11 protein-coding genes are annotated in these 14,221 nt (G+C 58.3%); 1 reads left to right on the forward strand and 10 read right to left on the reverse strand.

Translation table 11 applies throughout. The features are described from left to right. Positions 1–248: 248 nt before the first annotated feature. The 3 genes from CRD18_RS06045 to CRD18_RS06055 all read right to left on the reverse strand — a co-directional run bounded on the left by CRD18_RS06045 (position 249) and on the right by CRD18_RS06055 (position 4,692). Positions 249–1,943 carry an ABC transporter ATP-binding protein gene (locus tag CRD18_RS06045; protein WP_049189604.1) on the reverse strand — a complete coding sequence of 565 codons (1,695 nt, stop codon included), beginning with the start codon at positions 1,941–1,943 and terminating at the stop codon, positions 249–251. After that, entirely contained in the window at positions 1,940–3,736 is a 1,797-nt protein-coding gene (locus tag CRD18_RS06050; protein ID WP_070827479.1) for an ABC transporter ATP-binding protein, read from the reverse strand. The genes CRD18_RS06045 and CRD18_RS06050 overlap by 4 nt, the downstream gene beginning before the upstream one ends. Before the next feature lie 389 nt (positions 3,737–4,125). Further along, positions 4,126–4,692: a thymidine kinase gene (locus tag CRD18_RS06055; protein WP_048732776.1), complete on the reverse strand. Its 567-nt coding sequence runs from the start codon at positions 4,690–4,692 to the stop codon at positions 4,126–4,128. Between the two features lie 94 nt (positions 4,693–4,786). Between CRD18_RS06055 and CRD18_RS06060 the strand changes: the two genes are divergently transcribed. After that, positions 4,787–5,791, forward strand: a complete 1,005-nt coding sequence (locus CRD18_RS06060; protein ID WP_070827481.1) for a PfkB family carbohydrate kinase — start codon at positions 4,787–4,789, stop codon at positions 5,789–5,791. A 78-nt stretch (positions 5,792–5,869) separates the two neighbouring features. On the opposite strand, the gene CRD18_RS06065 is transcribed toward CRD18_RS06060, so the two are convergent. From CRD18_RS06065 to CRD18_RS06095, 7 genes are all read right to left on the reverse strand, one after another. After that, positions 5,870–6,502 carry a DUF624 domain-containing protein gene (locus CRD18_RS06065; protein ID WP_069359225.1) on the reverse strand — a complete coding sequence of 211 codons (633 nt, stop codon included), beginning with the start codon at positions 6,500–6,502 and terminating at the stop codon, positions 5,870–5,872. Between the two features lie 115 nt (positions 6,503–6,617). Beyond that, positions 6,618–7,514: a carbohydrate ABC transporter permease gene (locus CRD18_RS06070; protein WP_042389412.1), complete on the reverse strand. Its 897-nt coding sequence runs from the start codon at positions 7,512–7,514 to the stop codon at positions 6,618–6,620. Positions 7,515–7,532: 18 nt separating this feature from the next. Continuing rightward, entirely contained in the window at positions 7,533–8,378 is an 846-nt protein-coding gene (locus CRD18_RS06075; protein ID WP_016423090.1) for a carbohydrate ABC transporter permease, read from the reverse strand. A 179-nt stretch (positions 8,379–8,557) separates the two neighbouring features. Continuing rightward, positions 8,558–9,841 (reverse strand): ABC transporter substrate-binding protein, encoded by a 1,284-nt coding sequence (locus tag CRD18_RS06080; RefSeq protein WP_088611979.1) that lies wholly within the window; start codon positions 9,839–9,841, stop codon positions 8,558–8,560. Between the two features lie 514 nt (positions 9,842–10,355). Beyond that, positions 10,356–11,567, reverse strand: a complete 1,212-nt coding sequence (locus tag CRD18_RS06085) for a DUF4032 domain-containing protein (RefSeq protein WP_172620277.1) — start codon at positions 11,565–11,567, stop codon at positions 10,356–10,358. An 81-nt stretch (positions 11,568–11,648) separates the two neighbouring features. Then, positions 11,649–12,785, reverse strand: a complete 1,137-nt coding sequence (locus CRD18_RS06090) for an ABC transporter ATP-binding protein (RefSeq protein WP_069359226.1) — start codon at positions 12,783–12,785, stop codon at positions 11,649–11,651. A 97-nt stretch (positions 12,786–12,882) separates the two neighbouring features. Then, complete coding sequence (locus CRD18_RS06095) at positions 12,883–14,157, reverse strand: PhoH family protein (protein ID WP_070827285.1); 1,275 nt, start codon at positions 14,155–14,157, stop codon at positions 12,883–12,885. Between the last annotated feature and the right edge of the window lie 64 nt (positions 14,158–14,221).

Raw genomic sequence — 14,221 nt, forward strand, 5'->3', positions numbered from 1 at the left:
AGCGCCGATTTTGGGGGCTGCTGTCTCGCAACCTGCTTGCCAAGGTGTCTCATGACATTGTTGACACTTTTAGGCGGTGGGGTTACTCCGGCAGGTGGGTGGTGAGCGGCGTGGGGCGAAGTCCTCTATGTTGGTTTTCTTTTGGTAGTTGGCCGTTGGGTCGATGATGTGTCGAGCCCTGGAAGACCGCTCGGTCCCCCATTGCGGGCGTTCGGCACGCCTGACTTGGGTTACCGAGTTAGCTATCACTATCGAGCCCACAGCCGGGCATAGGCCGGCGACGAATCTAGCAAATCCTCATGCGTCCCCGCTGCGGCCACGCGCCCGCCGTCCAACATAACGACCTGATCGGCAGCCGCCAACGTGTGCTCCTGATGCGCGATTACTAGCACTGTCGCCAATCCGCTGAGTTCGCGCAGTGCCTCCTGCACAGCCACGGCGGCGGACGCGTCGAGCGATGAGGTCGCCTCATCCAGCAGTAACACAGGCGCTCGCTTCAACACAGCGCGGGCCACTGACACACGCTGCCGCTCGCCGCCCGAGAGCAGTCTGCCACCTTCACCGACGCGGGTCGCCCACCCTTGTGGCAAGCGATCGACGATCTCGTCGACCCGAGCTATTTTCGCGGCGGCGTTCACCTCGGCGTCCGTGGCTTCTGGACGACCGAGCAACACGTTCGCGCGCAGGGTGTCGTCAAGGAGATAGACGTCCTGGAACACCAACGACGTTGCCCCGAGGACATCGGCACTGGCCATGTCGCGAACATCCACGCCGTCGAGCCGCACGGCCCCTGCGTCCACGTCATGGAAGCGGGCGATCAAGCGAGTGAGCGTGGTCTTGCCCGACCCGGATGGCCCGACGATGGCAGTAACTGATCCCGGCGCAACAGTCAGATTGAGATCATCAAACACCATCGCGTCTCCGTAGCCGAAGCGCACTGCGTCAATCGCAATCTCCGGCGGATGCGTCGGCGCTGGGACTGGCTGCTCGGGTTCCGGTAGCCCCGGCTCGTCTAGCAAATTGACCACCTGGTCGAGTTCACGATCCATGCGGCGCAGCGCCGTGCCGAGTTCAGAAAGTGTGCGGAGGGGGCCCATTACCTGGGTGACGATCAGGATAAGACCGATCATCACGAGCGGGTCCACACCGCCGAGACTGCGCCATACGGCCACGGTGACCACAGCGCCAAAGACCGTCTGTACCACGACACTCTGGACAATCATCGATGCGGCGGAGGCCAGCTGGGCCGACATACCGAGGCGACGTTGTCGGTCAAGTGAAGATGCCAGGGGTGCATAGCCAGAACCTGCCACTCGCGCCCCGCGCAGCGCCGTCTGGTGCTTGGCCAGGTCGAGCAGCGCGGCATCCGTGCGGTGTTCCGCGGTGGTGAGTCGGGCGTCGGCCCGGGCACTCCAGGAGCGAGCCAGCACAGTCGAGGCGTACACGAGCGGGACCCCGACGGCGAGCGAGAGTCCCAGCCGCCAGTCAAGGAAGAAGGTCACGAGCACTAGAGTCAACGGAGTCGCCACGTAACCGATGAGCGGAGCAAGCACGTCGCCGATCGCGGTGGCGACGAACATTGTGCCGCGGACCGAGAGCCGTGAGGCGTTGGCTGCGGACCCGCCATCGAACCACCCCATCGGCAGACGCATGAGCTGCCGCGCCAGTTGGCGATGCATCGACGACATCAGAGACATGGTCAAATCGACGCTCCCGCGCGTGACCCACACCGTGAGTAGGGCATGGACGCCGGCGCAAACCACCATTGCGATCAACCACCAGAGCGTCGAGCTGAAAGTCTCCTGGGCCAGGTGGGCCAGTACTGGGACCAGACATGCCAGTGACAGTCCCTGTGCGACTCCGGCCGCCACAGCCACTGCTGTGAATCGCTGGAGTGTTGAGCGTCCTTCTTGTCCAGCGATCCGTTCAATCTGCGTGATCATCGAGCACCTCCCGTGACGGCGGCCTGGTTGCGCCATAGCGCGGCGTACTGCCCATCGGCGGCGAGCAGGGATTCGTGTTCGCCTTGTTCGACGATTCGCCCTTGGTCGAGGACGACGATCTGGTCTGCGTGGGTGATCGTGCCAAGGCGGTGGGCGATCATGATGACCGTGCGTCCCCGGGTCAGTTCGGCGAGGGCCTGCCCGATCGCGGCCTCATTCTCGGGGTCGATCGCGGAGGTGGCCTCGTCGAGTATGAGCACGTGAGGGTCGGCGAGGATGGCCCGCGCGATGGCCACGCGCTGGGTCTCACCGCCGGAGAGCCGAGCGTCTTCTCCGACAACGCTGCCGTATCCGCGGGGTAGTTCGCGGATCCGCGCGTCGATCGCCGCTAGGGAGGCGGCGTGCTGGATGTCCTCGTCGGTCGCGCCCGGACGCCCGAGCGCGATGTTGTCGCGGATGCTCATGGAAGGCAGGCTCGGGCTTTGCAGCAGGATGCCGACGTGTTGATGGAGCACGTGCGGGTCGATGTCGCGCACGTCGACGTTGCCGATCCGGATCGCACCGGCGTCAACGTCACGGAAGCGGGCGATGAGAGATGCGAGGGTCGATTTGCCCGAGCCAGAGGCCCCGACCAACGCGGTGACCGATCCTTCTCGTGCGGTGAGCGACACCCCATGCAGCACCGGCTCATCTGGCGCGTACCCGAAGGTCACGTTCTCGATCGAGACATCGGTCCCGGCGGGCTCGAGGGGATGTTCAGCCACGAGGAGTTCGGGCTCGTCGAGAAGGGTGATGAGTCGTCCGGCGGCTTCTAGCCCGTCGTTGATGTGTTGTTGCCCGGCCCCGACCGTGAGCAGCGTGGCGGGCAGCGACAGAGCGATCATGGTGACCACGACGACGTCGGCGACATCGCTCCACCCGGCGGCGACCATGGCAGCACCGGGAACGACGACAGTCAGCGCGACGACCGGCAACCCCAGGGCCGTGAGAGCGATGGCGTGGGCACGCATCTGGGGTGTGACAAGCGTGCGGAACTCCGAGGTGAAGTCGTCTGACGCCCTGGTGAAGCGCGCCGAGCCAGTCTCCTCAGCCCCGAACACGCGCAGCACTGCGATCCCATCGACGAACTCGATTACCGCGGCGGAGACCTCGGAGAGCGACTCGGCAATCCGGGCCATGACAGAGCGCATGTCTCCGGGCGCGAGCACGGAGAACAGGACCATGTAGGCCACCGGACTGATCACGCAGCACAGCCCGAGTCGCCAGTCGATGGTCAGTGCGACGATGACGCCGACCACCGGTGTCAGAACCGCCGCGGTGATCTCGACCAGCGCGTGGGCGACAAGGTGGTGGAGGCTCGCGACATCGTCTTGGATTATGCGGCGGACGCGTCCGGAGGAGCTCTGATCGAACCATCCCAGTGGGAGTCGGCTCAGCTTGTCGGCCAGTTGCACGCGCAACTCGGCCTGTAGCCGCAGGTCGACCAGATGGGTGATGAGCAGCGCCAGCGACCCCAGGGCGAGTGCGCCACCGAGTCCACCGATGAACCACCATACTGCTGGCCACACCTTGTCAGTGCCCAGGAGTAGTTCATTGACGATCCGGACCAACGCCAGCAGTGGAATGGCACTGGCCAAGCTCCCGAGCACCTGCAGCAAAAGGGCGACGGCGATGGGGGCGGACACCGGGCGGAGAATGCGCCAGGCGGGTTTCTCCGTGTTCGCACTATCCTCCGTCGGCTGACTTGTCGGCTCCTTGGGCGCCGTGGTGGGTTCGTCAGTCGCGTCCGACACTGCGTTACCTCCTCAGTAGACAACCACTCTTGTTTTATATAAGGCTATCCTAACCTAACTAGTAACGCGTCTGTAAGTACGTCGGTGATTCCGAGGCACCCACAGCCATGAGCGGTGGACAGCCGGTACCGCCGAGGACATCGCGGTGTGACTGAAGAAGATCAGGTGTCCGTAGAGGTCAAGCCCCGTGTAGGCGCTTTGTGTTTAGAGCACGTATTTGACGACACCATGGTGAGTTTCGAGTAACACCCGAAGCGTTCGGTCTTTGGGCAGGGTTGGAGGTCAAGGGGGCTAGTTCATCGACTGCCGGGGCTATTCCCTTTTTGTCCCTTTTCCTCTTCGCCCGTTTTCTTGTCCCACTCCTAGCTCCCGGGACTACCCTAGGCAGCTCACGCCCACTTCCCCGACATCCGGTTGTAACAGCTGGCGCACAGGGAGATGTACTTCGGCGCTTCGAGTGCCTCAATTTCCACGGTTTCGCCGTCGAGGATAATGCTGCCGTCCGGATTCAACCGTGCAGTAAAGATGGCCTTCTGCCCACAGGTGCAAATTGTCTTAATTTCCTCAATGGTGTGGGCAACTTCGAGCAAGCGCTGGGAGCCTGGGAAGGCATGCGTGCGAAAGTCGGTACGCAGACCGTAGCAGAGCACCGGAGTACCGCGAAGGGTAATTCCCAGCAACTGATCGACCTGGTCAGGGGTAAGAAACTGTGCCTCATCGATGATTAGACAATCGTAGCCGTCGGCAAGCGAGGAGAGGTCATCGCCATCGTGGATGAGGTGTGCGCGTTCCGCGATGCCGATGCGGGAGTGCACGTCGCCGTCAGCCAAAGTATCCACGGCCGGCTTGGCGATCAACGGTCGCATATCGCGCTCGCGGTAGTTGTGGGCGACGCGGAGGACCTCGATGGATTTTCCGCTGTTCATGGTTCCGTAGCGGAAGTACAGTTTTGCCATAGCCATCGATTGTAGGGCATCGATTCGCGGGCTCTGACGGCTGTAAACTCGGGCCGCCAACACGGATTTGAATTCCCGACTATCCTATATTTTTATGCAGCCGATTCCTGACCTGAATGAGAATCCAACAGTTGTTGTATGTGGATCTATCCACCTAGATACCCTGGTACAGGTCGATAGCGTACCCGCAGAAGGTGGCACGCTCATCGTTGATGACGGCACGAATATGCTGGGCGGCAAGGGCGCCAACCAGGCCGTTGCTATCGCTTATGACGGTGTCCGTGCGATTATGGCCGGTACGGTTGGTGAGGATCGTGCCGCGGATTTCGTGGTCGAGGAACTCAACGCACACGGCGTAGATGTCCACTCCATTCAGACTTCCTGGGATTTGCCGACCGGCAGCGCTTTCGTCGCAACGAACCGCAAGGGTCGCCCGGTGATTTTTGTCCAGCGCGGTGCCGATGCGCTAACCGACCCCACCGATTTCGTCGACGAGTTCGCATCAGCGGATGTCGTGCTCGCACAGGGCGAGCTCCTCCCGGAAGCAACTGAGGCCATCGCGTCCGTCGCATCCATGTACAGCGCGCGACTGGTGCTGAACCTCAATCCGGTCGTAACCGTTACACCTGCCCTGATTGACCATGCAGATCCGCTGATCGTCAACATGAAGGGCGCCTGGGAAACAATCCGTCGCCTGGACATCGCCGAGGGCATCCGCGCTACCGACTACCGCGCACAGCTCGAGGCGCTTCTGCAGTACTGCCCCAGCGTCGTCATGCTCCGCGGCGACCACGGCTGTCTCTTCGCACAGCACTCCGACGGTCTCGATGACGAGCCGACAATCTACGAGCACCCCGCGCTCAAGCTGCCAGAGGAGAAGATTGTCGACGGCACTGGCTCCGGTGATGCGTTCGTCGGCACGCTCACCGCGGAACTGGCTAAGGGCACCTCGCTTTACGACGCCGTCCCCCTGGCCACCGCAGCAGGCGCAGCAGCTGTACAGGCGGTCGGCGCATGCTCCGCTTTTGTCCGTCGCGAAAAACTGCTGGAGATGGTCGAGGCGGAGGATTTTCCCCCTGTGAAAGAGTACGCGGGCTAAGAATTGTCAACAGCCTGGTGTTCGAGCTGGCGCCGATTAAGTCAGTGCCAGTGCAGCCAGTGGGGCCAGTGGGAGAACCTACCCAGCATTGTCTGGCAGAACGGGCTCAAGCGCCAGCATCACCAAGTACCAACTCAACGCGTACCCGATAAGGAAGACATAGGTAGCAATCGCGTAGATCTTCGCCGGGAAAAAGAATATGGCCGCGGGCACGATGAGAAGCGCCAAAACTGCGAGCGCAGTCCGCGGCAGGTTTTTGACGGTCATGCTGGTGGCCGTTGCCAGGGTTCGGCGGAGCGACGAGTGACCGTCGGAAAGCGAGCACAGCGAGTAGACCCACGCGGTAATTCCCAGCAGTATTAGCGCCCCGGAGGTAACTCCTGCGGCGAAGACTAGGCCGACAGTGCCGAGGTCCGCGCGGGAAATAACGTAAAACTCATAGCCAATGGCACCGGCGAGAACCACGGTGAATAGCCACCACACGGTTGGTGTGCGCCAATTGTCCAACAGTGCGCGCAAGAAGCGCCGGACGGGCCTCGAGCCTTCGTCCCGGACCATATCGCGAGCGACTACTACTCCAGCGCGAGTTGCGGCGCCTGCAGTGACTATCGGGATGGATGCGACGATCATCAGCAGGTTGATGATTACAAGGTCTGCTAACAGCGACCAGGCTGCGTAGAACTTTGTATCGGTGCTGAAAAATCTATCCACGGGTTCATATCCTAATAAAGGCTGATTAACAGACGAAAGCCTCAACCTACGCGGTTGAGGCTTTCGCTTTCGTAAAACACGGTGCTTGGTGCCCTATGCGCTAACGCTTAGGCGACTATCCCTTAACGGCACCCGCAGCAACACCCTCGATAATGTGCTTCTGGGTGGCGACGTAGAAGATCACAATCGGAATGATTGCGAGCACCAGCATTGCCATCATCGCGCCAAGGTCACGGTTACCGTTGGAGCCAACGAAGCTCTGCACGACAACCGGGATGGTCTTGTACTTAGTGGACAGGCCGATGACCAGGTACGGCAGCAGGTAGTCGTTCCAAACCCACATTGCGTTCAGAATGGCGACTGTCACTGCAGTCGGCTTGAGCATGGGCAAAACGATGCGGAAGTAGTTCTGCATCGGAGATGCGCCATCAATCATCGCGGCTTCCTCGATGTCAATCGGGATGGACTTGATGAAGCCGGCAAACATGAATACCGACAGGCCGGAGCCAAAGCCCAAGTAGAGAACCACAATGCCGATTGGGTTGTTCAAATGCAGCATGTCGGCGATCTTGACGGTCGGGAACATCACCATCTGGAACGGGATGACCATCGAGAACACAAACAGGTAATACAGCAGCGAGGTCCACCACGTCTTCACTCGCGTGATGTAGTAAGCCGTCATCGCAGAGAAGAACACAATCGCAATAACCGAGAGGATCGTGATGACAAAGGACCACACGATCGCCCAGCCGAAGCCCTCCTTCATCAGGCCGACGGCGTAGTTTTCGAACCCGACCCACATGTCACCTAGTGGCAGCTGGAAGGGATTATCTGAAATTGCGAACTTGGACTTGAACGAGTTGAAGATAATGAACGCGATTGGCCCCAAGAACACGACGGTCAAAAACACCAGAATCGCGTAGATGATGACCTTAGATACGCCTCCCACCTTGGCCTCGTCCTGCTTAGCGGGCTTGGCCTTGGGGAGCTTGGTGGCCGTTTCAGTGGTCATTGCAGCGTCGACAGACATTTATGCCTCCACTTCCTTGCTGCGAGTAGCACGCAGCTGCAGCATCGCGATCGCTACGACCACGACGACGAAAATTACTGCCTTGGCTTGACCAACGCCCTCCACACCAATTCGGTTGAACATGGTGTTGACGATGTTCAGAGCAACCATTTCTGTCTCTGAACCCGGCGCACCATTGGTCAGGGCCAAGTTTTGGTCGAAGAGTTTGAAAGTGTTCGACAGGGTCAAGAAGAGGCAAATGGTAATCGATGGCATGACCATCGGGATAGTAACGTGCCGCAGAATCTCCCAGCGTCCGGCGCCATCAATCTCCGCAGCTTCGATGAGCTCCGGTGGGACATTCTGCAGACCGGCAATATAGATAATCATCATGTAACCGACCAGCTGCCAGTTGATGAGGATGATCAGACCGGCGTAACCGAACTTCCAGTCGGACACAATCGTCGTACCGTACGATGCCAGCACGGCGTTAATCATCGACTGCCAGGTGTAACCGAGCACGATGCCACCGATAAGGTTCGGCATGAAGAAGACTGTGCGGAAGAAGTTCGTGCCCTTCAGCTTGCGCGTCAGAATCCATGCGATCCAGAACGCGAACAAGTTCACAGTAATGATGGAAACAACAACCACCATGAGAGTGAATCCGAAGGAAGCGACGAAGCCCTCGCGCTCACTAAATGCCTTCTGGTAGTTCTCGATACCAACCCACTGCGCATTAGTGATGGTTGTGAAGTCAGTAAATGATAGGAAGAAACCGATAACGAACGGCACCAGGAACGCGATTGCGAAGGCAATCAGCGTGGGTAGCACGAAAATTGGGAAATACTTTTTCAATGTTGCTTGCATCTACAACACCGCTCCTAAAGCTAAAGGCGGAGCCCGGTGCCTCGAGACCGGTTTAACAGGTCACCGAGCCCCGAGCTCCGCCTTGCCATTGGATGAACTCATTCCGTCGGTTGTTCATGCGCGAGAAGCTTTCGCTTCACACTCACCGATGGAATGGATCACCATTGATTTGCTGGTATTTAATTGTTCGGAGATTCCGCATTCCAGCTGTCGGCGAAAGTCTCGACAACCTTGTCCCACGGCATCTTTCCGGAAGCGTACTGCGCCAGCGCTGCGCCAAAATCATCCTTGAACTGCTGAGACGGGAAGTACTGGAAGTCCCACGGGATGGTGGTCAGGTCCTCGTTCTCAATTGCTGCGGCCACTTCCTTGGCCAGCGGGTCATTCGGAGTGTCGGCTTCAGTGAAGTTCTGGAACGGAGCGATGAATCCAAGATCCTCGACGACGTACTTCTTGCCCTCATCGGTGTTGAACAGCCAATTGACGAAGTCCTTCGTTGCCTTTTGGGAAGCCTCCGAAGCCTTAGAGTTGACCGTCAGGTAGTTCTCAGTACCAACCGAGATGCCGGTCTTATCCTCGTCCTTCAGGCCCATGTACATAGGCATGAACTTAATCTTGTCCTGCTTGACCACGTTGCCGGAGACATCGTTGATCTGGGACCATGCCCAGTTGCCATTCTGAACCATAGCGGCCTTGCCCTGAGCGAATTCAGCCATCGAGTCGGACACAGCCTTCGACGGGGCCAGAGTCTTTTCGACAGTGGAGTTATTCAGGTACAGATCAAAGAGGTTCTTGAACTCCTTGTTGTACTTGAACTTCACATCAGCGGTTTCCTTGGTGCCGAGGTCCTCGAATTCATAATGAACCGGTCCGTTGGCCAAGTGTGTCTGCCAGCGCCAATCCTCACCGGATGCGAGCGAGGTGGAAGCGAAGGTGCCGGAAATCCCCAGCTTGTCCTTCTTGGCCTGCATGTCCTCAGCGACTTCCTTCAGCTTTCCGAAGGCCTTAATCTCGTCGATGCTCTTGGCCTTGGCATCGGGCAGCGCGAAGTACTTGTCCATGATCTCTTCGTTATAGATCAAGCCAAACCCCTCGACTGCAAACGGGACGCCGTATACCTTGCCGTCCTCGCCCTTCAGCGGCTCGATGCCCTCGTTGAGGTTTTGTGCGATCTCAGTGTCAGACATGTCAGCCATGTATTCCTGCCAAGTACGCAGGCCCGCCGGACCATTGACCTGGAACAGTGTTGGCGCGTCCTTTTTACCAATCTCGGCCTTCAGAGTTTGCTCATAGGAATTCGAAGCAGCGGTAACGACCTTGACCTGGACACCAGTCTTGTCAGTGTATGCCTTCGCAATCTTCTGATATGCGGCATCCTGCTCCGGCTTGAAGTTAAGGAAGTAGACACCACCATCTGCAACCGCATCATCACTCGAGCACGCAACCAAACCAGCGGTTGCCATCAGGCCTGCTGCACACAGAGCTGAAAGGCGCTTGAAGTTCTTCACTATATTTTCTCCCTTGAGAAGAAAGGCCACTTCAATGGCATCCTCCGAGAAATTCGGACGAATATTTGCCAGCAGCCGTGGCCTAATTGGATTATCCCGCCCTGCGGCTAGAAGTAGCCTTTCATGCGAACTTCGACGCCACCCACGCGGGTATTCGGTCTCACCAAAATCTTACTTGACCAAAACCAATTTAGGTTGACCTTCAGCCAGCTGTGAACAAATGCAAAGGAGAAAAATAGCAAAAGCTCTCGAAAGCACACCTAGAATTCGAGCTGTTTTCGCTGAACAGAGCCGCCTACCGGCACCAAAGTAAGCACCTGGCCGCGACAATCACACGCAGACCCGACAACCACCCGACCACCAAAAGCACCCCTGTTTGGCGTGAATGTATATTTTTATAATATCCTGGCGAGTCGTTTACTTGTCACTTTTGAAATAATCGTACGCTCGACAGTCTGCTTCTAGAGAGCTACTCGACCTCATCGCTCGCCGGAAGATATACGGACTCGTCGCGATGCCCGGGCAACACTCGGTCTACGTAGCTCTGCACCGCTTCTTGAAGCGGCACATCCGCACGGCGTTTTTCTGCCATGTACCAGCGATGCTCCAAGACCTCGTGGAAAACCTGCGCATCCTGCAGCCTTCCACGCAGCCCCTCGGGCACAGCCAGGATTGTGGCCTCGAAAACTTCACGCAGCCATCGGTGCGCAACCTGCTCTAGCGGAACCCCTTCAAGACCTTCCGCCAACCGAAAGGTCTGCATACTATTGAGCATCCGCCTCGCTTGCCGTTCTTGAACATCCAACCCCGTCAGTCGCATTAACTGCCTATGGTGATGCCCTGCGTCAACCACTCGTGGTCGGAACACAACGCGGCCACCATCACTGGTGACTTTCAGCTCGCCAACATCGAAACCGAGGTCGTTGAGCCTGCGAATCCGCTCATCGACAAGCCAAGGCTCCTCAACACCAATAGATTCTTCCCCCGTCAGCTCTTGCCACAGGTCCTCATAACGCTCAATAATGCGCCTACCCACCGCAATTACGTCCAACTCAGGATCGAGGAATCCGCCGGCCTGCAGATCCATGAGCTCTCCGATGATGTTGGTATGGGCAACGTCAACGTCGTAAAGCCTGCGGGAATCTGAGAGTGTGCCTTGCAAATCTCCCGTTTCCGCGTCGACAAGGTAGGCGGAGAAAGCGTCTGCGTCACGACGAAACAACGTGTTCGACAGCGACACGTCGCCCCAGTAAAAACCAAGGAGATGTAACCGAACTAGCAGGACTACCAGCGAGTCAATCAGGCGGACCACAGTTTCGCGGGTGACCTGTTGAGAAAAAACTGCACGATACGGCAGCGAATACTCGAGATGTTCTGTGACGAGTGCCGCAGTTAACGGTTCGCCATCTGGATCCTTGCGGCCAGTAATGACCGCGAGCGGGCGAACCGATGGAGCACCGAGCCTGACCAGGTCACGCAGCATTCGATACTCATGATGAGCAGTGAACTCACCAATTTCTTTCACTGCAATGACGCGGTCATCCAAGTTGACGAATCGAACAATGTGCCGCGAAATTCCCTGAGGTAGGGCGGCCAACAAATCGTCTGGCCACTGTTCCAGAGGTATATGCCAAGGAAGGCGCAAAAGCTTTGAAGCCACCGTTGTCGCGGCTATTTTCATAGTTTCCGACACGGTGGCTCCTAAAACTGTCTTACTGTCCCACTGCCCTACCAGCTACTCATTTCATCTAAACGAAAGAGTTTAGGCCGGAAGGCGCATACCAGTCGACTTCGAGAACAGGTGCAGCATGCCCGGACGAATCTTGCCGTAAACTACCGAGCCCAACTGCGGCGCGGTGCGCGGGGCGGTACGAATAACCACCTGACCGTGTTCCTCTTCGTCCGGGTTAGAGGAAGATCCGGAGCTCAATGCTCCGCCACCGACGAGATCGCCATACATGAATGCATCGGAGCCCAATTCCTCGACCAAGTTAACCTGCACCGGAATGACGTCATCGCCCGGTCCCTCGACCAGGTCGAATGCCTCCGGACGGAAGCCCACGATAATCTGGTTCTGATCCTCCGGCACGATTGCAGCAAGTGTGGCTTCCGGCAGCTTAATCTTGGCCTCACCCAACGTGGCGTAACCATTAGAGACGTTGAACGTGCCCAGGTTCATCGCAGGCGAGCCAATGAAGCCCGCGACGAATTCGTTTGCCGGGGTTTCGTAGAGTTCCCGCGGGGTACCGACCTGCTGCAGAACACCGAAGTTAATGACCGCGATGCGGTCGCCCATGGTCAGCGCCTCAGTCTGGTCGTGGGTGACATACATGGTGGTCACACCCATCCGACGCTGCATGGCCGCAATCTGAGTACGGGTTTGAACACGCAGCTTCGCGTCCAGGTTCGACAACGGCTCGTCCATCAGGAACACCTGCGGCTTGCGCACAATCGCACGCCCCATTGCCACACGCTGACGCTGACCACCGGATAGAGCCTTAGGCTTACGATCCAGGAACTGAGTTAGATCCAGGGTCTTCGCAGCTTCTTCGACACGACGGTCAATCTCGTCCTTGTCCACACCAGCAATCTTGAGCGCGAAGCCCATGTTCTCGCGCACCGTCATATGCGGGTACAGGGCGTAGTTCTGGAAGACCATCGCAATATCGCGATCCTTGGGCGAGACATTGGTCACATCACGATCTCCAATGAAAATCTTGCCCTCATTGACCTCTTCCAGACCGGCAAGCATGCGCAGTGTTGTGGACTTACCACAACCGGAGGGGCCCACCAGAACCAGGAACTCGCCATCGGCAATTTCCAAGTTGAACTTGTCCACAGAAGGCTTCGTCGCACCAGGGTAAATGCGAGTGGCATCAGCAAAAGTCACAGTAGCCATGTGAATACAAACCTTTCATCGGCAGGTACGTGCCGAACGATCCGAGTGAAAGTAACCGCAGGAACAGCTCCTACGTATCTGCCTCACAAGCTTACTCTTAATCGAGTAGTCCCGTAACGAGCTCCGCAATCTTCGAGCGCTCCGAGCGCTTCAGCGTGATGTGTGCAAAAAGCTCGTTGCCCTTGAGTTTTTCAATCACCGCCTGCACGCCGTCATGGCGGCCGACGCGCAGGTTGTCACGCTGCGCCACATCGTGCGTAAGGATGACTCGGGAATTGCTACCAAGACGCGACAGCACCGTCAGCAGTACGTTGCGCTCCAGCGACTGTGCCTCATCGACAATCACGAAGCTGTCATGCAGGCTACGACCGCGAATGTGAGTCAACGGCAGTACCTCTAGCATGTCGCGCGAGGCAATCTCATCCATGACGTTCTCCGAGACCAGCCCCTCCAGCGTGTCGTAGACAGCCTGCGCCCACGGGTTCATCTTTTCGTCCTCACTACCTGGCAGGTAGCCAAGGTTCTGACCACCTACCGCGTAGAGCGGACGGAACACCACAATCCGGCGATGCAGTCCGCGCTCCAGCACCGACTCCAGTCCCGCGCACAGCGCAAGCGCCGACTTACCCGTACCGGCTCGGCCGCCGAGGGACACAATCCCCACCGAGTCATCCAACAGCAGGTCAAGCGCCACACGCTGCTCCGCCGACCGCCCCTTCAGGCCAAACGCCTCCGTATCGCCCCGCACAAGCTTGACGACGCCCGGGGCGCTCACCCGTGCCAGCGCAGACTGGCTACCAGCGCTGAGCTGCACGCCGCAGTGCAGCGGCTGATCCTGGATCTGCTCGAGCTCAAGGAACCCATTGGCGAAGAGACGATCAATTTCCTCCGGGTCGACGTCTACTTCCACCATTCCCGAGTACCCAGTCAGAACGACGTCCTGGGCGCGGTAATCGTCGGCAGGCAAGCCGACCGCACCAGCCTTGACGCGAAGCGGAATGTCCTTGGTGACCAGCACGACATCATGTCCATCGTGCTGAAGATTAAGGGCGCAAGCGAGAATGCGGTGATCGTTTTCGGCGGTGCGGAAGCCTGCGGGAAGGATGGAGGGATCGGAGTGGTTGAGCTCAATATGCATAAACCCGCCAAGATCATTGGCGGGCACAGGCCGGTCCAGGTGGCCGTAGCGGTAACGCAGCTCTTCGAGGAAACGGAGCGCTTCTCGGGCGAACCACCCCAGCTCTGGGTGGTGGCGCTTGGCCTCCAACTCACTCACCACGACCAGCGGAAGCACAACTTGGTGCTCATCGAACTTCTTGGTGGCGTGGGGATCGGACAGCAGGACCGAGGTATCAAGCACGTAGGTACGCATGCCCTCAGGCTAAAAGTCAGAGGTAGAAATTACGTGGTTGTGAGATGAATGCTTGGTTATCAGA

It is taken from the genome of Corynebacterium sp. LK31, assembly GCF_014335015.1.
Taxonomy (GTDB): domain Bacteria; phylum Actinomycetota; class Actinomycetes; order Mycobacteriales; family Mycobacteriaceae; genus Corynebacterium; species Corynebacterium jeikeium_D.